This is a genomic window from Paraburkholderia ferrariae NBRC 106233 (assembly GCF_000685035.1).
GTDB lineage: Bacteria > Pseudomonadota > Gammaproteobacteria > Burkholderiales > Burkholderiaceae > Paraburkholderia > Paraburkholderia ferrariae.
On the sequence record NZ_BAYB01000021.1, the window covers coordinates 68,978 to 87,494 of the forward strand.

Below are 18,517 nucleotides of genomic sequence, written 5' to 3' on the forward strand. Positions count from 1 at the left end.
GTGACACGAACAGACGCTAAAAACGGCGCACTCGTGCTGTTTTCCGGCGGCCAGGACTCGGCCACTTGCCTCGCCTGGGCGCTCGAGCGCTACGATACCGTCGAGACGCTCGGCTTCGATTACGGCCAGCGCCATCGCGTCGAACTGGAGTGCCGTGACGGCTTTCGCGCCGCCATCGCAAGCACGTTCCCCGAGTGGGGCCAGCGCCTCGGCGACGATCACATGATCGACCTCTCGGTGCTCGGCGTGATCAGCGATACGGCCATGACGCGCGAGATCGAGATCGAGACCGCCGCGAGCGGCCTGCCGAATACGTTCGTGCCCGGACGCAATCTGATGTTCATGCAGATCGCCGCGGCGATCGCCTACCGGCGCGGTCTGCGCGTGCTCGTGGGCGGCATGTGCGAAACCGATTTTTCGGGCTATCCCGACTGCCGCGACGACACCATGAAGGCGCTGCAGGTGGCGCTGAACCTCGGCATGGACAGCCGCTTCGTGCTGGAAACGCCGCTCATGTGGCTCGACAAGGCCGACACCTGGCGCCTCGCGCAGCAACTGGGCGGCGAGGAACTGGTCGAACTGGTGCGCGTCGAGACGCATACGTGCTATGTCGGCGAGCGCGCCGAACTGCACGACTGGGGCTTTGGCTGCGGCGAGTGCCCGGCCTGCAAGTTGCGCAAGCGCGGCTACGAAGCGTTCCTCGCGGGCGAGAAGGTTACCGAAGCGCCGGTCTGAGCCGGCCGGGCGCAAATCTGGCTGACCGGCGGCGTGTGGGGCATGCGAGAGCGCAGAGTCGCCGGGGCCGTTGGGACCCTCGGAGCACCCTGCCTCGCGCGTGGGGAAGCGCCGAACTCACCACCACGATCCGATCAGGTAGCAGCATGACTTACGCGGTAAAGGAAATTTTCTACACGTTGCAGGGCGAAGGCGCGAACGCCGGGCGCCCGGCCGTGTTCTGCCGGTTCACCGGCTGCAACCTGTGGTCGGGCCGCGAGGAAGATCGCGCCGAGGCCGTGTGCCGCTTCTGCGATACCGATTTCGTCGGCACCGACGGCGAGAACGGCGGCAAGTACCGCACGCCCGAAGCGCTCGTGGCGATGATCGCGTCGCTCTGGCCCGAGGGCGAGGGCAACCGCTTCGTGGTGTGCACGGGCGGCGAGCCGATGCTGCAGATCGATCAGCCGTTCGTCGATGCGCTGCATGCCGCCGGCTTCGAGATCGCCATCGAAACGAACGGTTCGCTGCCGGTGCTGGAGTCGATCGACTGGATCTGCGTGAGCCCGAAGGCCGACGCGCCGCTCGTCGTGACGAAGGGCAACGAACTGAAGGTGGTCGTGCCGCAGGAGAACCAGCGCCTCGCCGACTATGCGAAGCTGGACTTCGAGTACTTCCTCGTCCAGCCGATGGACGGCCCTTCGCGCGACCTGAACACGAAGCTCGCCATCGACTGGTGCAAGCGCCACCCGCAATGGCGCCTTTCGATGCAGACTCACAAATACCTGAACATTCCCTGACCCTTCTTCCGAATTTTCCAGAAGCGCCGTGCTGACGATCACCCGAAAACTCGAATTCGACGCGGGCCACCGCATCCCCGACCACCGCAGCCAGTGCCGCAACCTGCACGGCCATCGCTACGTGCTGGAAGTCACGCTGCAGGGCGACACCGTGGAAACCGAAGGCGCGCCCGACCGCGGCATGGTGATGGACTTCGCGGACGTGAAGGCGCTCGCGAACCAGCATCTCGTCGATCTGTGGGATCACGCGTTCATCGTCTATGAAGGCGACACGCAGGTGCACAGCTTTCTCGACACCATGCCGGGCCACAAGACGGTCGTGATCGACCGTATCCCGACGGTCGAGAATCTCGCGGCCATTGCGTTCGAAATTCTCGCGAACGTGTACGACGCGCACTACGGCGTCAATCTGCAACTGCACAAGGTGCGCCTCTACGAGACGCCGAACTGCTGGGCCGAAGTCGTCCGCGACTAAGACCTCCCCCAGGTCTTCCCTCTCCGCACTCTCGCCTGCCGCCTCCGGCGGGCGACCCCCGCCTCATCCGCTTCCCACCGCGTGCTCCCCGGCCGGGTTTTTCGTTCTGCGGCCCGATTTATTGTCGCGGTATGATTGTTCCCGCAAGGCCGCGCACCACCGCGCGCGGCCATACAACATAACGGAGCGAGACATGCGGGCTTTACCGTCGCCGGGAGCGTGCGTCCCCGCGCACCGTGCGCATCCGGCAGCCTCGCCGGGAGCAGGGCGATGAGCACCTTCACCAATCCCCTCAAGGAACGCCTCAAAGAAGCGGGGCCGCTCTTTGGCCTGTGGCTTTCGATGGGCAGCGAGACCGCCGCCGAGGCGCTCGCGCATGCCGGTTTCGACTGGCTGCTGATCGACATGGAGCATGCGCCGAACGACAGCGCCGACACCGTCGCCCAGTTGCGCGCGATTGCTGCGGCGCACCTGCCGACCGAGCCCGTCGTGCGCCTGCCGACCAGCGAGCCGTGGCTCGTCAAGCGCGTGCTCGACGCGGGCGCGCGCACGGTGATGTTTCCGAATATCGGCTCGGCCGAGGAAGCGGCGCTGGCGGTGAGCTACACGCAGTATCCGGACGAACACACGCCCAACGGGCGCCGCGGCGTAGCGGGCGTGGTTCGTGCTGCGGCCTATGGCATGCGGCGCGACTACCTGCACGGCGCGAACGCGCAGATCGCGACGATCCTGCAAATCGAATCGGCTTCGGCGCTTGCCGAGGTCGAGCAGATCGCCGCGACCCCCGGCGTGGATTGTCTCTTCGTCGGCCCGGCCGATCTCGCCGCGAGTCTCGGCCATCTGGGCGATTCGAAGCATCCGGACGTGCAGGCCGCGACGGCGCGCATCGTCGCGGCGGCACGCAGCGCCGGCGTCGCGACCGGCATCTTCGCCATGGATGCGGCGCAGGCGAAGCAGTATCGCGATCAGGGTTTCAGTTTTATCGCGCTGGCGGCCGATGTCATCTGGCTCGTGCGCGCGACGCGTCAGGCGCTGCAGGAGGCGAGATCGTGAAGCGTAGGGCAGTGGTGAGGGTATGGGTGCGTGCCGCAGTGGCTTGCGGCGCGATGACGGCGGCCGCGGCGTGTCTCGCGGCAGGGGCCTCCGATCCGAAAGCATCGGCCGCCGAGGCCGACCCGCAGACGGCGAACGCCGTCGCCGACTACAACGCGGGCAACCTGGGCGTCGCGCGCACCGAATTCAGCGCGGCGGCCGCGCGCGGCAACCGGCTCGCGGAATTCGACTACGCGATGATGCTGCTCAACGGCGAGGGCGGCGCGACCGATGTCGGCGAGGGCCGCAAGTGGCTGCACAAGGCGGCCGAAGCGAACATGTCGCATGCGCAGTACGTGTACGGGAAGATGTACGACGATGGCGACTTCGTCGGGAAGAATCCGGTCGAGGCGCACCAGTGGTTCCTGAAGGCGGCGAAGCAGGGCCACACCCAGGCGGAGCTCGCGCTCGCGAACCAGTACCTCGACGGGCGCGGCACGGCGCGCGACAACAAGCAGGCGTTCTACTGGTACAAGAAGGCGGCCGAGGGCGGCGACATGACGGCGCAGTACGTGACCGGCTCGTTCTACGAGCGCGGCGGCGACGGCGTGCCGAAAAATATCAACGTCGCCCGCGCCTACTATGCGGCCGCGGCGGCACAGGGCGACCGGGTGGCGCTGCTCAAGTACCAGCAGCTGAGCGCGCAGTTGCAGAAGTCGGCGCCGGGCGCGACGCAGTGAGAACGGCGCGGCGCGCACCGCAGGAACGGACAGTGCGCCGCCGGAACTAGCTCTGCATCAGCCGCTTCTGGCGGCCCACACTCATGATGAGCCCGATCGCGATGCCGAGCGTCGTGAGCGCGGTGCCGCCGTAGCTCATGAACGGCAGCGGCACGCCCACCACGGGCAGGATGCCGCTCACCATGCCGATGTTCACGAACGCATAGGTGAAGAAGGCCATGGTCAGGGACCCGGCCAATAATCGCCCGAACAGCGTCGCGCCGTTCGCGGCGATATAGAGCCCGCGCGCGATCAGGCACATGTAGAGCGTGAGCAGCACGAGCCCGCCCGCCATGCCGAACTCCTCCGAAAACACGGCGAAGATGAAGTCGGTGTGCTTTTCGGGGATGAACTCGAGGTGCGACTGCGTGCCCTTGAGCCAGCCCTTGCCGAACGGGCCGCCCGAGCCGATCGCAATCACCGCCTGGATGGTGTGGAAGCCCTTGCCGAGCGGGTCGGAGGTGGGGTCGAGCAGCGTGCAGATGCGGTGCTTCTGGTAGTCGTGCATGAGCGGCCAGTTCACCTGCGGCTGGCAGATCTTGTCCTGGAACGCGGCGATCGACCCGACCGCGATGACGCCCGCGATCAGCACCGGCACGATCAGCTTGAACGAGAGCCCGGCGAAATAGATCACGAACAGGCCCGCCGCGAACACGAGCACGGCGGTGCCGAGGTCGGGCTGCTTGGCGATCAGGGCCACCGGCACGAGCAGGATGACGAAGCCCACCACGAAGTCGTACCAGCGCACCACGCCTTCGCGCCGCTGGTAATACCAGGCGAGCATGAGCGGTGTGGCGATCTTGAGAATCTCCGAAGGCTGGATCACCACGCCCACGTTGATCCAGCGCTTCGCGCCCTTGCGCGTGAGGCCGAAGAGCGCCACCGCGACCAGCAGCGCAATCCCAAAGGTGTAGACCGGTACGGCGAAGCGCATGAGCGTGGTGGGCGGCACGTTCGCGAGCGCCCACATCAGCACGAAGGTCAGCATGATGTTGCGCAACTGGTCCTCGACGCGGCCCGGCATGTCGATGGTGGCGCTGTAGAGCGTCACGATGCCGACGCACAGGAGCAGAAACACGGTGAGCGCGAGCGGTCCGTCGAAGCCGATGAACATCTTGCGGATCGTATCGAGCACCGCGCGCTTGTCGATCTTGTCGAACTGGATAAATGGCATGGCGGACTCCTTACTCGTCGATGCCGCCGCTGGCGGGCTTCGGCGGTGCCGGCTGGGCGTCGTCGTCGCGCGGCGGCGCGGCGAGCGTGGCGTCGGGCTCGCTCGCCGGCCGGCGCGGGTGGCGCGCAGGACTGCGGTGTGGTGCGCTGGCCGCGTTCGCGCGGCTGGCGGCGGCTGCGCTCGAGGCGCCAGCCGCCGGCGCCGCCGCTTCGGAAGCGGCCGAAGCCGCCGCGGCAGCCGAAGCGGCGGCCGCCGCCGAGGCTGCGCCGGGAATGGGCAGCGGCGTGAAGCCGGCGGCCACCTTGACCGGCTGCGTATCGGAAACCGGCTCGGACGCGCCGATCACGGGCGCCGAGGCCTCCTGGGCCGCCGAGGCCGCCGCGGCCACTTCGGCCTGCAGCGCGCCGGGCTTGTGCCGGTCGACGAGGTAATAGTCGAGCACGCGGCGTGCGATCGGGCCCGCGGCCTGCGCGCCCCAGCCGCCGTTTTCGACGATCAGCGCGACGGCAATCTGCGGCTTGTCGGCCGGCGCGAACGCGATGAAGAGCGCGTGGTCGCGCAGGTGTTCGGCGAGCGCGTGCGCCTGATACTTCCCGCCTTGCAGCGAGAACACCTGGGCCGTGCCGGTCTTGCCCGCCGAGGTGTACGGCGCATTGGCGAAAATCTGGTACGCGGTGCCCGACGGGTTCATCGTCACGCCTTCCATGCCGCGCTTCACGACGTCGATGTCGGCCTGCGAGACGTTCAGGCGCCCGCTTTCGGTCGGCACGGTGAGGCGCGTCTCGTGCGTGATCGGGTTCTCGATTTCCTTCACGAGGTGGGGCTTCATGAGCACGCCGTTGTCGGCGAGCGTGGCCGTGGCGTGCGCGAGCTGCAGGATCGTGAACGAGTTGTAGCCCTGGCCGATCCCGAGGCTGATGGTCTCGCCTTCGTACCACTTCTGCTGCTCGGGCTTGCGGTAGGCCTTGCGCTTCCATTCGGTGGAGGGCAGGATGCCGCGCGCCTCGCCCGCGATGTCGATGCCGGTGAGCTGGCCGAAGCCGAGCGGCTTCATGAAGTTCGCGATCGCATCCACGCCCAGGTCGTGCGCGAGCATGAAGAAGTAGGTGTCGTTGGACACCATGATCGCGCGGTTCATGTCCACCCAGCCCTGGCCGCTGCGCACGTCGTTGTTGAAGCGGTGGCCGCCGAACATGTAGTAGCCGGGGTCGGAGAAGCCCCATTGCGGCGTGCGCTTGTGCAGCGTGAGCGCGGCGAGCGCCATGAACGGCTTGTAGGTGGAGCCCGGCGGATAGGTGCCGTGCAGCGGGCGGTTCAGCAGCGGGTGATCGGGCGAGTTGTTCAGGTCGTCCCAGGTTTGCTGGTCGATGCCGTCCACGAAGGCGTTCGGGTCGAAGCTCGGCGCCGAGACGAACGCGAGGACGTCGCCCGTGGACGGCTCGATGGCCACCAGCGCGCCGCGCTTGCCCGCGAAGGCCTGCTCGGCCACTTCCTGCAGGCCGATGTCGATCGAGAGCACGAGGTTGTTGCCGGGCGTGGCCTGGGTGCGCGAAAGCGTGCGCACGGGGCGGCCGCCCGCCGTCACTTCCACTTCCTCGAAGCCGGTCAGGCCGTGCAGCTCGGTTTCGTAGCTCTGCTCGACGCCGATCTTGCCGATGTAGTCGGTGCCGTTGTAGTTGTTCGCGTCCAGACGCGGATCGTAGTGCTCCGGATCGCTGTCGTTCTGGTCGCTCATGTCGTCGATGCGCTCCTGGTCGCGCTGCGAGATGCGGCCGATATAGCCGATCACGTGCGCGGCCGTCGGGCCGAGCGGGTACTGGCGGAACAGACGCGCGCGCACTTCCACGCCGGGGAAGCGGTAGCGCTGCGCGGTGAAGCGCGCGACTTCTTCGTCGGTGAGGCGCGTGCGGATCGGCAGGCTCTCGAAGTTCTTCGAATCTTCGAGCAGCTTCTTGAAGCGGCGGCGGTCGCGCGCGTCGATCGGGATCACCGTGGAGAGCTGGTCGATCGTGTTGTCGAGCGTGTCGGTGAGCTTCGAGGGCGTGATTTCGAGCGTGTAGGCCGAGTAGTTCTTCGCCAGCACGACGCCGTTGCGGTCGGTGATGATGCCGCGGTTAGGCACGATGGGCGCGACCGAGATGCGGTTTTCGTCGGCCTGCAGCGAGTACTTGCTGTGGTTCCACACCTGCAGGTACAGGAAGCGGAAAGCGATCAACCCGAAGCAGACGAACACGAACAGTCCCGCCGCCGCAACGCGCAGGCGGAACTTCGAGATCTGCTGCTGGGTGTCCTTGAATTCGGTCATGCGAAAAATCCGCCCCGCGGGAGCGGATGAGCGGACCGGGGTACGTGAGAGGTTTTCAAGCGTCTTCCTGCAACGGACGGCACACGCCGTTCAGATGGGCCGGGTGTCGTCGGGATCGACGGGGCGGCGCTGCGGCAAGAGCAGCAGGATGCTGGCCACGGGCCACAGCACGGCGGCCCCGAAGCCGCTCGCGAGGTAGTCCCAGCCCGGGAAGGCGGCGCCCATCAGCAGCCGGATCACGAACGGCACCACTTGCGCGCCCACCAGTATCGGCATCACGGCGAACATCTGCACGCCGAGCGACATCCACAGCACGCGGCGGTGAATCGTGATCGCGCCGTACGACAGCAGCGTGTACGCGAGCGCGTGCTCGCCGAGCAGGTTGGCGTTGTGCACGTCCATCAGGAGGCCGAGGCAAAACGCGATGCCCATGCCCACCTTGCGCGGCTGATGAATGTTCCAGAACAGCAGGACGAGCGCGACGAAGTCGGGCACGCCGGGCAGCTTGCCCCACGGCAGCAGGTTCAGCAAGAACGCCGCGGCGAGGCTGAACGCGATGAAGTACGGGTTGACCGGCTGAAGGATGTATTGCGGGCGCGGCATCAGTGGGCTCCCTGCGCCTGCGGTTTTGCCGGTTTGGCGCTGGCCGGCGTGTTCGCGGGCGCGTTGGCCGGAGCGGTGGTCGCCGGTTTGGTTCCGGCGGCCTTCGATTTGTCGTCGGCCTTCTTGTCGTCAGCCTTTTTGTCGTCAGCCTTCTTGTCGGCGCCCTTGGCGGGTTTCTTCTTGTTCGCGGCTTTGGCTGCGGCCTCGGAAGCGGCGGCGGCCGCTTCGGCGGCTTCGACCGGATTGGGCGGCACCTGCGGCGTGAAGTGCAGCACCAGCACCTGGCGCGCGCCGCGCACGGCCGCGAGCGGCACGCACACCACGCGCGCGAACGCCGTGTCGGCCTGCTTGTCCACGCGCAGCACCCGGGCGACCGGCAGCCCTTGCGGATACACGCCGTCGAGGCCGCTCGTCACGAGTTCGTCGCCGGCCTGCACGTCGGCGCTGATCGGCACGAAGCGCAGGTCGAGCAGCGCGCCCTGCGGCGTGCCGTAGATCACGCTGCGCAGCCCCGTGCGGACGATTTCGACCGGCACGGCCTGATCCTTGTCCGTGAGCAGCGTTACTTCGGACTGCATGGGGAAGACGCGCGTCACCTGGCCGATCACGCCGTCTTCGCTCACCACCGGCGCGCCGTTCAGGATGCCCTGCTGCGAGCCGCCGCCGATCACCACCTTCTGCGTGAACGGGTCGCGCGTGTCGTACTGGATTTCGGCCGGCGTCGTCTGCGCGCCGATGCGCTGCGACAGATCCAGCAGCGCGCGCAGATGCTTGTTTTCGGCCGCGAGCGAGGCCGCTTCGTTGGCCTGTTGCGAGAGCTGCAGATTGCGCGTGTGCAACTGCGCGTTTTCGGCGCGCAGCGTGGCGCCCGTGACGGCGAGGTCGGCGGCGCCCATGAAGAGATCGCGCGGCACGAGGGCCGCGCGCTGCAGCGGGTAGAGGCCTGCCCCGAGCACGCCGCGCACGATTTCGAGCGTCTTGAAGCGGGCGTCGCAGAGCAAGAGGGCGAGCGACAGCACGACGAAGAAGATCAGCCGTGCGATTGCCGAAGGGCCTTGCTTGAACAGGGGCGGCGGACTGTATTCCATGGTCGGCGCCGGGGGCGTGTGCGAAAGAGTGAAACGGCGGCGCCGGGAGGGGCGCCTGTCAGCGGACGGCGCGGCGGCCCGGAAGCCGCCTTGCCGGGCTCGCCAGGCTTGTCAGGCTCACAGGACTCCCCAGGCAGCCAGGGAGGCCGCGCCGCGCCGACTGCGTGAAGAGCGCTACGCTCACTCGTACGAGAAGATGCTGCCGAGCTTGTCCATGCGCTCGAGCGCCATACCCGAACCGCGCACCACGCAGGTGAGCGGATCTTCGGCGACGAGCACCGGCAGGCCGGTTTCTTCTGCGAGCAGGCGGTCGAGGTCGCGCAGCAGCGCGCCGCCGCCCGTGAGCATCATGCCGCGCTCGGCGATGTCGGCGCCGAGTTCCGGCGGCGTTTGCTCCAGCGCGATCTTCACCGACGAGACGATCTGGTTCAGCGGGTCGGTGAGCGCTTCGAGAATTTCGTTGCTGGAGATCGTGAAGCTGCGCGGGATCCCTTCCGAGAGGTTGCGGCCCTTCACTTCCATTTCCTTGACCTCGGAACCCGGGAACGCCGAGCCGATTTCCTTCTTGATGGCTTCCGCGGTCTGTTCGCCGATCAGCATGCCGTAGTTGCGGCGGATGTAGTTGACGATCGCTTCGTCGAACTTGTCGCCGCCCACGCGCACCGAGCCCTTGTACACGATGCCGCCGAGCGAGATCACGCCCACTTCGGTCGTGCCGCCGCCGATATCGACGACCATCGAGCCCGTGGCTTCCGAAACCGGCAGGCCCGCGCCGATCGCAGCCGCCATCGGCTCTTCGATCAGGTAGACCTGCGAGGCGCCGGCGCCGTGCGCGGCTTCCTTGATCGCGCGGCGCTCGACCTGGGTGGAGCCGCACGGCACGCAGATGATGATGCGCGGCGAGGGCGAGAACATGCGCGATTCGTGAGCGGTCTTGATGAACTGCTTGATCATCTGCTCGGTGACCGTGAAGTCGGCGATCACGCCGTCTTTCATCGGGCGGATCGCCTCGATGTTGCCCGGTACCTTGCCGAGCATCTGCTTGGCTTCCTTGCCGACTGCCTGAATGGTCTTCTTGCCGTTCGGGCCGCCTTCCTGGCGGATCGAGACGACCGAGGGCTCGTCGAGCACGATGCCCTTGCCGCGCATGTAAATGAGCGTGTTGGCCGTGCCGAGGTCGATGGCGAGGTCGTTGGAGAAGTAGCTACGAAGAAAACCGAACATTCAAAAATCCTGTCTCGCTTGTGGCCGACCTTTGCGGGAATGGTCCAAGGGCGGCAGCGGAAAAAATAACAGCCTCAGGCCGGGCGCGAGGCGCGCCGCGAGGAACCTGACACTGCGGGGATCGTTACCGGAGGGCCGCCCCGAGGCGAGCCACCTTCGTGCCCTTCTTGCGCATCGGCCGCACCTTCCGGGGTGCGAAATGCTGCAAGAGGCGGTGAAAGGCGCGCGCAAGGCGGTCCGGGTTTGGGTCGAACGCGTAATGATACCTTATAATTTTGCCTGTTTTGCAGGATCCGAAAGGCAGTTTTTGACATTGCCGAAGCTTTCCTCCAAAGGCGGATCCGGCGCGATAAACCGCTGTTGCAGCACCGTTTTTTTCGCATTGCCGCAACGGCCAGAGCAACCGCCTTTTTTCCGGTGACCGCATGGCCCTGACCCTGAACGATGTGAAGCGCATCGCGCATCTCGCGCGCCTCGAACTGGCCGACGCCGAAGCCGGCAATACGCTCGAACAGCTGAATCATTTCTTCGGCCTTGTCGAGCAGATGCAGGCTGTCGATACCGCGGGCATCGCACCGCTTGCCCACCCGATCGAGCAGATCGAGGACGTGGCGCTGCGCCTGCGCGAAGACGCCGTGACCGAAATCGTCGACCGCGACGCACTGCAGCGCCCGGCGCCCGCGGTGCAGGACGGCCTGTACCTCGTGCCCCGGGTGATCGAATGAGACGCGCCGCTCGTGACCCGATTTGTGACACGATGAATGACCGCGTCACCGGGCGTTTCGTTCCCGTCGCCGTCTGAAAAAGGCCGTGCGGCGGCTCTCCCGAATCTCGCGGGGCACGGCTGGTCCGGCCCCGGGAAGGCGACCCGGCCGCCCCGGCTCGCCGCCTACGTTCTTCCAGGAACTACGCAATGCATGAAAAAAGCTTGACCGAACTGCGCGCCGCGCTGGCTGCCAAGGAGTGCTCCGCAGTCGAGCTGGCGCAGCTCTATCTGGGTCGAATCGAAGCCCACCGGGCCTTGAACGCGTTCGTCGACGTGAATCCGGAGTTGACGCTCGCCCAGGCGAAGGCCGCCGACGCGCGCCTTGCCGCCGGCGAAAACGGCCCGCTCCTCGGCCTGCCGCTCGCGCACAAGGACGTTTTCGTCACGCGCGGCTGGCGCTCCACGGCCGGCTCGAAGATGCTCGGCAACTACGTGAGCCCGTTCGACGCCACCGTGGTCGAGCGGCTCGAGCGCGCCGGCATGGTGTGCGTGGGCAAGACCAACATGGACGAGTTCGCCATGGGCTCGTCCAACGAGAACTCGCACTTCGGCCCCGTGCGGAACCCGTGGGACACGAAGGCGGTGCCGGGCGGCTCGTCGGGCGGCTCGGCCGCGGCCGTGGCCGCGTGCCTCGCGCCCGCCGCAACGGGCACGGACACCGGCGGCTCGATCCGTCAGCCCGCGTCGTTCTCGGGCGTGACCGGCATCAAGCCGACCTATGGCCGCGTGTCGCGCTACGGCATGATCGCGTTCGCCTCGTCGCTCGACCAGGGCGGCCCGTTCGCCCGCAACGCCGCCGACTGCGCGCTGCTGCTCAACGCGATGGCGGGCTTCGACGAGCGCGATTCCACGAGCCTCGTGCGCGACGACGAAGACTACACGCGCCATCTCGGCCAGACGTGGAGCGCCGGCGCCCCCGCCGGCAAGCCGCTCGCGGGCCTGCGCATCGGCTTGCCGAAGGAATACTTCGGCGCGGGCCTCGCCGGCGACGTGCGCGCGGCCATCGACGCGGCGCTCAAGGTCTACGAGTCGCTCGGCGCGACGCTCGTGGAGGTGACGCTGCCGAAGACCGAGCTCTCGATTCCCGTGTACTACGTGATCGCGCCGGCGGAAGCCTCGTCGAACCTCTCGCGCTTCGACGGCGTGCGCTACGGCCACCGCGCGGCCGACTACCGCGACCTGCCCGACATGTACAAGAAGTCGCGCGCCGAAGGCTTCGGCCCCGAGGTGAAGCGCCGCATTCTGGTCGGCACCTACGTGCTCTCGCACGGCTACTACGACGCCTACTACCTGCAGGCGCAGAAGATCCGCCGCATCATCGCGCAGGACTTCCAGGAAGCGTTCCGGCAGTGCGACGTCATCATGGGCCCGGTGGCGCCGAGCGTGGCGTGGGACATCGGCGCGAAGGGCGACGATCCGGTGCAGATGTACCTCGCGGACATCTACACGCTCTCCACGAGCCTCGCGGGCCTGCCCGGCATGAGCGTGCCGTGCGGCTTCGGCGCGGGGGCGAACGCGCAGCGTCCGGTCGGTCTGCAGATCGTCGGCAACTATTTCAACGAGGCCCGCATGCTGCAGGTCGCCGACGCCTTCCAGCGCGCGACCGACTGGCATCGCAAGGCGCCGGCAGGGGTATGACTATGGCAACACAATGGGAAGTGGTGATCGGCCTCGAGACGCACACGCAGCTCTCGACGGCATCGAAGATTTTCTCGGGCGCATCGACCCGGTTCGGCGCGGCGCCCAACACCCAGGCGTGCCCCGTCGATCTCGCGCTGCCGGGCGTGCTGCCGGTGATGAACCGCGGCGCCGTGGAGCGCGCGATCCAGTTCGGCCTCGCCATCGGCGCGACCATCGCGCCGCGCAGCATCTTCGCGCGCAAGAACTACTTCTACCCGGACCTGCCGAAGGGCTATCAGATCAGCCAGTACGAGATCCCGGTGGTGCAGGGCGGCCAGATCACGATCCAGGTGCCGGCTAACGAGAAAGCGGGCAAAGAGGCGTACGAAAAGACCATCAACCTCACGCGCGCGCACCTTGAGGAAGACGCCGGCAAGTCGCTGCACGAAGACTTCGCGGGCATGACGGGCATCGACCTGAACCGCGCGGGCACGCCGCTGCTCGAAATCGTCACGGAGCCCGAAATGCGCAGCGCCGCCGAAGCGGTGGCCTATGCGAAGGCGCTGCACACGCTCGTGGTGTGGCTCGGCATCTGCGACGGCAACATGCAGGAAGGCTCGTTCCGTTGCGACGCCAACGTCTCCGTGCGGCCGGTCGGCCAGCAGGAATTCGGCACGCGCGCCGAGATCAAGAACCTGAATTCGTTTCGCTTCCTCGAAGAGGCGATCCAGTACGAGGTGCGCCGCCAGATCGAGCTGATCGAGGACGGCGGCACGGTGGTGCAGGAAACGCGCCTCTACGATCCGGACAAGCACGAGACGCGCTCGATGCGCAGCAAGGAAGACGCGCACGACTACCGCTACTTCCCCGACCCCGATCTCATGCCGCTCGTGATCGAGGCAGCGTGGGTCGAGCGCGTGAAGGGCGAGCTGCCCGAGCTGCCCGCCGCGATGCAGACGCGCTTTGCCGGGCAGTACGGCATGACGCCCTACGACGCGGGCGTGGTGACTTCGAGCAAGGCCATGGCCGCGTACTTCGAGGCCGTGGTGGCGAAGGCGGGCGCAGGCCAGGCGAAGGCCGTTGCGAACTGGCTGATGGGCGAGGTGTCGTCGCAGCTGAACCGCGAGGGGCTCGCAATCGATGCCTCGCCGGTCTCGGCCGCGCAGCTCGCACTTTTGCTGCAGCGCATCGCCGACGGCACGATCTCGAACAAGATCGCGAAGGAAGTGTTCCTCGCGATGTGGGAAGAGAAGGCAGCGGACGAAGGCGCCGCCGACCGCATCATCGAAGCGAAGGGCCTCAAGCAGATCTCGGACACGGGCGCGCTCGAAGCGATCATCGACGAGGTGCTCGCGGCGAACGCGAAGTCGGTCGAAGAGTACCGCGCGGGCAAGGAGAAGGCGTTCAACGCGCTGATCGGCCAGGCGATGAAGGCGACCAGGGGCCAGGCGAATCCGCAGCAGGTGAACGAGTTGCTGAAGAAGAAGCTATCCTGAGCGTTCGTCCGGCACCGTCTGCGAAAGGGCGGCGTCGCTCCGGCCGCCTCGGCCGGGTGCGGCGCCGCCCTGCTGTTTGAGGCGTCACGAATGAGGCGCCCGGGAGCCTATGCGGCCTCCATAATACGGACGGGTCAATCACCTGGAGAACAACACATGGCGAAGTCCCCGAGTCTCGACGATTACCGCGTGCCGTACTTCGGCGACAAGAAGACGGCGAAATTCTCGCTCGAAGCGATCGATCCGACGGCCAAGCCGTTCTCCACGGGCAGCAAGGACGGCGACCGCGACCGGCTCGCCGAGATCGGCGCGAAGATCGACGTGCAGCAGGAGCGCCTGCACGCGCAGCGTCACCAGCGCGTGCTGCTCGTGCTGCAGGGCATGGACACGAGCGGCAAGGACGGCACGATCCGCGGCGTGTTTCACGAGGTCGATCCGCTCGGTCTGCGCATCGTGCAGTTCCGCGCGCCCACGCCCATCGAAACCTCGCGCGACTTTCTCTGGCGCGTGCATCTGCAGGTGCCCGCGGCGGGCGAGCTGGCCATCTTCAACCGCAGCCACTACGAAGACGTGCTCGTGCCGCGCGTGATGGGCCAGATCGACGAAGCCGAATGGGAGCGCCGCTATCGCCAGATCCGCGACTTCGAGGCGATGCTTGCGGAAACCGGCACGACCATCGTCAAGTGCATGCTGCACATCTCGAAGGACGAGCAGAAGAACCGCATCCAGGCGCGCATCGACGACCCCACCAGGCACTGGAAGTTCGACGTCTCCGACCTCGAAGCGCGCAAGCACTGGAGCGCATATCAGGCCGCCTATGCCGACGTGCTCGCGGCCACCTCCACCGAGTATGCGCCGTGGTACGTGATTCCCGCGGATTCGAAGTCGCACCGCAACGTGATGGTGGGCGAGCTGCTGCTGCGCCTCATGGAAAGCCTCAAGCTCGAATACCCGCCGGAGAAGCCGGAACTCAAGGGCCTCAAGATCGAGTAGCCCGATGCCTATCCCCAAGACAACAACGAGGAAACAGAACATGTTGCGTGTGATCACCGCGAATCTGAACGGCATCCGTTCGGCGGCGAAGAAGGGCTTTTTCGACTGGTTCGGCACCCAGAAGGCCGACGTGCTGTGCGTGCAGGAAATCAAGTGCTCGCAGGACGACATGACGCCCGAGTTCCTGGCGCCCCACGATTTCAAGGGCTATTTCCAGCATGCGGTGAAAAAGGGCTACAGCGGCGCGGGCCTCTACACGCGCCACGAGCCTGACGACGTGATCATCGGCTTCGGCAGCAAGGAGTTCGATCCCGAGGGGCGCTACGTCGAAGCGCGTTTCGGCAAGCTCTCGGTTATCTCCGTCTATGTGCCTTCGGGGTCGAGCGGCGAGGAGCGCCAGGAGGCCAAGTACCGCTTCATGGACGAGTTCATGCCGCATCTGGCCGAGCTCAAGCGCGAGCGCGAAGTGATCGTGTGCGGCGACGTCAACATCGTCCACAAGGAAATCGACATCAAGAACTGGAAGGGCAACCAGAAGAACTCGGGTTGCCTGCCCGAAGAGCGCGCGTGGCTCACGAAGCTCTTCGACGACGTGGGGTATGTGGACGTCTTCCGCACGCTCGATTCGCGCCCCGAGCAGTACACGTGGTGGAGCAACCGCGGCCAGGCGTACGCGAAGAACGTGGGGTGGCGTATCGACTACGAGATCGCCACGCCGGGGGTGGCCGCGACGGCCCGGCGCACGTCGATCTTCAGGGACATCAAGTTCAGCGACCACGCGCCGCTGACCGTCGATTACGACTGGCCGGTCAAGTCGTAGCGCACGCCGAGGCCGCCCCAACCGGCGGCTTCGAAGCGCCGCTCCAGGCGCTTCAGGGCGCCGCCACCTTGCGCCGCTGCGGCACGCCGATGCCCGCGTAATCGGGCAGTTCGTCCACCGGCTTGCCGATGGCCTTGGCGTAGAGCGGCAGCATGTCGGGCAGCCGCTTGATGATGTCCGCGCGCCGTGCCGGCGTGTACGGATGCACGTAGATGAAGCCCTGGTCGCGATCGTTCTTCGTCGCGGCGGCGAGCTTGTCCCAGAGCGTGACGGCCGCGCGCGGATCGAAACCGGCTCGCGAGGCGATGTCGCTGCCGATCACGTCGGCTTCGGTTTCGTCGGCGTGGCCGTAGTGCATCTCGAAGAGCTGCGTGCCGATACCGAGCGGGAACACGCCCAGATCCGCGAGCCCGAAAAGCTGCGGCACCGTGCCGGCCTCGATCTGCGCGGCCTGCTGCTGCCCGAGCCGCTCGCGCATGTGCTCGCGCACCGCATGCGCGATCTCGTGGCCGAGCAGCATGCCGAACTCGTTGTCGTTGAGCTTCACGCGGTCGAGCAGCCCGCCGTACACCACGATCTTGCCGCCCGGCAGGCAGTACATGCGGATATCGGGCGAGCGGATCACCGCCACTTCCCATTTCCAGTTCTTCACCCGGTCGCTCCACTTCTGCGCGTAGGGTGCGAGGCGGTCCACGAACAGGCGCACGCGCTGCACGCGCGGGTCGGTGTCGGGATAAAGACGGTCGGAGTGCGCCGCGCCGCGCACGATCTCGGCGTATTCGGCGGCGGCCTGATCCTCCAGCATCGGCGAGGGGATCAGGTTGCGGTACACCGCGCTGTTGCCGAAGCGCACCTGCCGGCTCGCGCTCTGGGCGCCGGTGCTCGATGTGTTCCCCGCAGCGGCCGCGGCAGCAGCAGCGGCGGCCGCGCTGGCCGCCTGGGCCGCGCCCTGCGCCGATCCTTGCGGCTGGCTCTGTGCTTGTCCCGGGGGCTGGCTCTGCGCCGGCGTTTCGGCCCCGGATGACGTCGTGGCAGGCGCCGCCGGGGCGGCGGGCGTGCCCACGGGCGGGACATTGTCGGCCAGCGCCCAGTCCGCGTGCAAACCGGGCAGCGCCGCAATCGCCAACTGGAGCGTCACGGCGAGCGTGCGCATGCGTGCGGCCCCGAGGTGCGCACGGCGCAGGGCGGGCACGGCAGGCTGTAACGGGGTCAAGACCGGATTCTCCACGGGGCGATACGAACCAGCAGGAGCATACCCGGTACGGCTAACGCCGTGCATACGATGAAGTAGTCGAACCAGCCGATTTTCGCCACCACATACCCGCTGGCCGCCGACGCGAGCGTGCGCGGCACCGAAGCGAGGCTCGTGAAGAGCGCGAACTGCGTGGCGGTGTAGCGCGGATCGGTGGTGCTCGCGATATAGGCGGTGAAGGCCGCGAGCGTGAGGCCGGTCGCGAAGGTCTCGAAGCCGTACACGAGCGCGAGCGCCACGGCGCGCGGATCGAGCGTGAGGTGCGCCGCGAGCCCGAGCGCGGCCGCGGCCCCGGAAACGGCGTGACTCGCGGCGAGCACGCCGTCGTAGATCGTCGCGAGCGAGGGCGAGCCGGGCCCCAGTTGCGCGAGCCATGCAAAGCCGAGCGTCGAGACGATCTGCAGGATGCCGAAGATCCACAGCCCGCGCCCAATCCCGATCTTCACCAGCGCCACGCCGCCGATGATGCCGCCCGCGAGGCTTGCCCCGAACGCGGTCATCTTGGCGATCACGCCGATCTCGGTGCGCGTGTAGCCGATGTCGAGGAAGAACGACGTCGAGAGCGTGGTGGCCATCGTGTCGCCGAGCTTGTAGAGAAAGATGAACGCCAGCACGAAGAGCGCGCCGCGCCAGCCGTCGCGCCGCACGAATTCGGCGAACGGCTGGACGATGGCGTCGCGCAGGTTCTTCGGCGGCGTGCCGTGCACCTCGGGCTCGCTCACCACGAGCGACATGATCATGCCGGGAATCATGAACGCCGCCGTGACGGCGAACACCGTGCTCCACGGCAGGTGGTCGGAGAGAATCAGCGCGAGTGAGCCCGGCACGAGCGCCGCGATCTTGTAGGCGTTCACGTGGACTGCGTTGCCGAGGCCCTGCTGCGTGTCGGTGAGCAGCTCGCGCCGGTAGGCGTCGATGGCGATGTCCTGGCTCGCGCCGAAGAACGCCACGAGCGCCGTGAGCGCGGCCACGGTCCAGATGGAGTCTTTGGGCGAGACGAAGCCGAGCGTGGCGATCGCGCCCGCCACGAGAATCTGCGTGACGAGCATCCAGCCGCGCCGCCGCCCGGGGCGCCAGCCCGGCAGGCGCGGCACGTAGCGGTCCATGAGCGGCGCCCACACGAACTTCCAGGTGTAGGGGAACTGGATCAGCGCGAAGAGGCCGATCTCCTTGAGGTTCACGCCTTCGGAGCGCAGCCAGGCCTGCACGAGATAGACGAGCGTGAAGAGCGGCAGCCCCGAGGTAAAGCCGAGGAACACGCAGATCAGCATGTGCGTGTTCAGGTACGCGCGCCAGCCGGGGTGATTTTCGTGAGCAGTAAGGGCGGGGGCCTCGTGGGGCGGATTCGGCATGTCGTCCGGGGTGGCGTCGGGGTT

17 protein-coding genes are annotated in these 18,517 nt (G+C 67.1%); 10 read left to right on the plus strand and 7 right to left on the minus strand.

Going from position 1 to position 18,517, the window contains the following annotated elements; genetic code table 11:
- From queC to BFE01S_RS21590, 5 genes are all read left to right on the plus strand, one after another.
- Positions 1 to 735, plus strand: coding sequence for a 7-cyano-7-deazaguanine synthase QueC (gene queC, locus BFE01S_RS21570; protein WP_028227286.1), 735 nt, complete (start codon positions 1 to 3; stop codon positions 733 to 735).
- 146 nt (positions 736 to 881) lie between these two features.
- Positions 882 to 1,514, plus strand: coding sequence for a 7-carboxy-7-deazaguanine synthase (queE, locus tag BFE01S_RS21575; protein WP_028227287.1), 633 nt, complete (start codon positions 882 to 884; stop codon positions 1,512 to 1,514).
- Positions 1,515 to 1,545: 31 nt separating this feature from the next.
- A complete protein-coding gene (gene queD, locus BFE01S_RS21580) occupies positions 1,546 to 1,989 on the plus strand; it encodes a 6-carboxytetrahydropterin synthase QueD (RefSeq protein ID WP_028227288.1) in 444 nt (147 codons plus the stop codon).
- A gap of 270 nt (positions 1,990 to 2,259) precedes the next feature.
- Positions 2,260 to 3,042 carry an HpcH/HpaI aldolase family protein gene (locus BFE01S_RS21585; RefSeq protein WP_028227289.1) on the plus strand — a complete coding sequence of 261 codons (783 nt, stop codon included), beginning with the start codon at positions 2,260 to 2,262 and terminating at the stop codon, positions 3,040 to 3,042.
- 53 nt (positions 3,043 to 3,095) lie between these two features.
- The gene (locus tag BFE01S_RS21590; protein ID WP_084170089.1) at positions 3,096 to 3,761 is read left to right on the plus strand and encodes a tetratricopeptide repeat protein; all 666 of its coding nucleotides are present in this window, start codon (positions 3,096 to 3,098) and stop codon (positions 3,759 to 3,761) included.
- 46 nt (positions 3,762 to 3,807) lie between these two features.
- Here the strand turns inward: BFE01S_RS21590 and rodA are convergent, their stop codons facing one another.
- The 5 genes from rodA to BFE01S_RS21615 all read right to left on the minus strand — a co-directional run bounded on the left by rodA (position 3,808) and on the right by BFE01S_RS21615 (position 10,194).
- Positions 3,808 to 4,974 (minus strand): rod shape-determining protein RodA, encoded by a 1,167-nt coding sequence (gene rodA, locus BFE01S_RS21595; protein ID WP_407668236.1) that lies wholly within the window; start codon positions 4,972 to 4,974, stop codon positions 3,808 to 3,810.
- Positions 4,975 to 4,984: 10 nt separating this feature from the next.
- Positions 4,985 to 7,279, minus strand: a complete 2,295-nt coding sequence (gene mrdA / locus BFE01S_RS21600) for a penicillin-binding protein 2 (protein ID WP_028227292.1) — start codon at positions 7,277 to 7,279, stop codon at positions 4,985 to 4,987.
- Positions 7,280 to 7,369: 90 nt separating this feature from the next.
- A complete protein-coding gene (gene mreD / locus BFE01S_RS21605; RefSeq protein ID WP_028227293.1) occupies positions 7,370 to 7,882 on the minus strand; it encodes a rod shape-determining protein MreD in 513 nt (170 codons plus the stop codon).
- Positions 7,882 to 8,970: a rod shape-determining protein MreC gene (mreC, locus tag BFE01S_RS21610; RefSeq protein ID WP_028227294.1), complete on the minus strand. Its 1,089-nt coding sequence runs from the start codon at positions 8,968 to 8,970 to the stop codon at positions 7,882 to 7,884. The genes mreD and mreC overlap by 1 nt, the downstream gene beginning before the upstream one ends.
- A gap of 180 nt (positions 8,971 to 9,150) precedes the next feature.
- Complete coding sequence (locus BFE01S_RS21615) at positions 9,151 to 10,194, minus strand: rod shape-determining protein (RefSeq protein WP_004189550.1); 1,044 nt, start codon at positions 10,192 to 10,194, stop codon at positions 9,151 to 9,153.
- 425 nt (positions 10,195 to 10,619) lie between these two features.
- On the opposite strand from BFE01S_RS21615, the gene gatC reads away from it, so the two are divergent.
- The 5 genes from gatC to BFE01S_RS21640 all read left to right on the plus strand — a co-directional run bounded on the left by gatC (position 10,620) and on the right by BFE01S_RS21640 (position 15,889).
- Positions 10,620 to 10,919: an Asp-tRNA(Asn)/Glu-tRNA(Gln) amidotransferase subunit GatC gene (gene gatC / locus BFE01S_RS21620; protein ID WP_028227295.1), complete on the plus strand. Its 300-nt coding sequence runs from the start codon at positions 10,620 to 10,622 to the stop codon at positions 10,917 to 10,919.
- Positions 10,920 to 11,107: 188 nt separating this feature from the next.
- Positions 11,108 to 12,598 carry an Asp-tRNA(Asn)/Glu-tRNA(Gln) amidotransferase subunit GatA gene (gene gatA / locus BFE01S_RS21625; protein ID WP_028227296.1) on the plus strand — a complete coding sequence of 497 codons (1,491 nt, stop codon included), beginning with the start codon at positions 11,108 to 11,110 and terminating at the stop codon, positions 12,596 to 12,598.
- A gap of 2 nt (positions 12,599 to 12,600) precedes the next feature.
- Complete coding sequence (gene gatB / locus BFE01S_RS21630) at positions 12,601 to 14,076, plus strand: Asp-tRNA(Asn)/Glu-tRNA(Gln) amidotransferase subunit GatB (RefSeq protein WP_028227297.1); 1,476 nt, start codon at positions 12,601 to 12,603, stop codon at positions 14,074 to 14,076.
- Between the two features lie 156 nt (positions 14,077 to 14,232).
- Complete coding sequence (locus BFE01S_RS21635; RefSeq protein WP_028227298.1) at positions 14,233 to 15,069, plus strand: PPK2 family polyphosphate kinase; 837 nt, start codon at positions 14,233 to 14,235, stop codon at positions 15,067 to 15,069.
- A gap of 40 nt (positions 15,070 to 15,109) precedes the next feature.
- On the plus strand, positions 15,110 to 15,889 hold the full coding sequence (locus tag BFE01S_RS21640; RefSeq protein ID WP_028227299.1) for an exodeoxyribonuclease III: 780 nt from the start codon (positions 15,110 to 15,112) through the stop codon (positions 15,887 to 15,889).
- A 52-nt stretch (positions 15,890 to 15,941) separates the two neighbouring features.
- Here the strand turns inward: BFE01S_RS21640 and BFE01S_RS21645 are convergent, their stop codons facing one another.
- Both BFE01S_RS21645 and BFE01S_RS21650 read right to left on the minus strand, forming a co-directional pair.
- Complete coding sequence (locus BFE01S_RS21645) at positions 15,942 to 17,102, minus strand: M48 family metallopeptidase (RefSeq protein ID WP_245621165.1); 1,161 nt, start codon at positions 17,100 to 17,102, stop codon at positions 15,942 to 15,944.
- Positions 17,099 to 18,493: an AmpG family muropeptide MFS transporter gene (locus BFE01S_RS21650; protein ID WP_028227301.1), complete on the minus strand. Its 1,395-nt coding sequence runs from the start codon at positions 18,491 to 18,493 to the stop codon at positions 17,099 to 17,101. Before BFE01S_RS21650 ends, BFE01S_RS21645 begins: the two co-directional genes overlap by 4 nt.
- Positions 18,494 to 18,517 lie beyond the last annotated feature (24 nt).

Coding starts and splice junctions, on each gene's coding strand:
- queE (WP_028227287.1), top strand. CDS start 882: ATGACTTACGCGGTAAAGGAAATTTTCTACACGTTGCAGGGCGAAGGC.
- BFE01S_RS21585 (WP_028227289.1), top strand. CDS start 2,260: ATGAGCACCTTCACCAATCCCCTCAAGGAACGCCTCAAAGAAGCGGGG.
- BFE01S_RS21590 (WP_084170089.1), top strand. CDS start 3,096: ATGACGGCGGCCGCGGCGTGTCTCGCGGCAGGGGCCTCCGATCCGAAA.
- rodA (WP_407668236.1), bottom strand. CDS start 4,974: ATGCCATTTATCCAGTTCGACAAGATCGACAAGCGCGCGGTGCTCGAT.
- mrdA (WP_028227292.1), bottom strand. CDS start 7,279: ATGACCGAATTCAAGGACACCCAGCAGCAGATCTCGAAGTTCCGCCTG.
- mreD (WP_028227293.1), bottom strand. CDS start 7,882: ATGCCGCGCCCGCAATACATCCTTCAGCCGGTCAACCCGTACTTCATC.
- mreC (WP_028227294.1), bottom strand. CDS start 8,970: ATGGAATACAGTCCGCCGCCCCTGTTCAAGCAAGGCCCTTCGGCAATC.
- BFE01S_RS21615 (WP_004189550.1), bottom strand. CDS start 10,194: ATGTTCGGTTTTCTTCGTAGCTACTTCTCCAACGACCTCGCCATCGAC.
- gatC (WP_028227295.1), top strand. CDS start 10,620: ATGGCCCTGACCCTGAACGATGTGAAGCGCATCGCGCATCTCGCGCGC.
- gatA (WP_028227296.1), top strand. CDS start 11,108: ATGCATGAAAAAAGCTTGACCGAACTGCGCGCCGCGCTGGCTGCCAAG.
- gatB (WP_028227297.1), top strand. CDS start 12,601: ATGGCAACACAATGGGAAGTGGTGATCGGCCTCGAGACGCACACGCAG.
- BFE01S_RS21635 (WP_028227298.1), top strand. CDS start 14,233: ATGGCGAAGTCCCCGAGTCTCGACGATTACCGCGTGCCGTACTTCGGC.
- BFE01S_RS21640 (WP_028227299.1), top strand. CDS start 15,110: ATGTTGCGTGTGATCACCGCGAATCTGAACGGCATCCGTTCGGCGGCG.
- BFE01S_RS21650 (WP_028227301.1), bottom strand. CDS start 18,493: ATGCCGAATCCGCCCCACGAGGCCCCCGCCCTTACTGCTCACGAAAAT.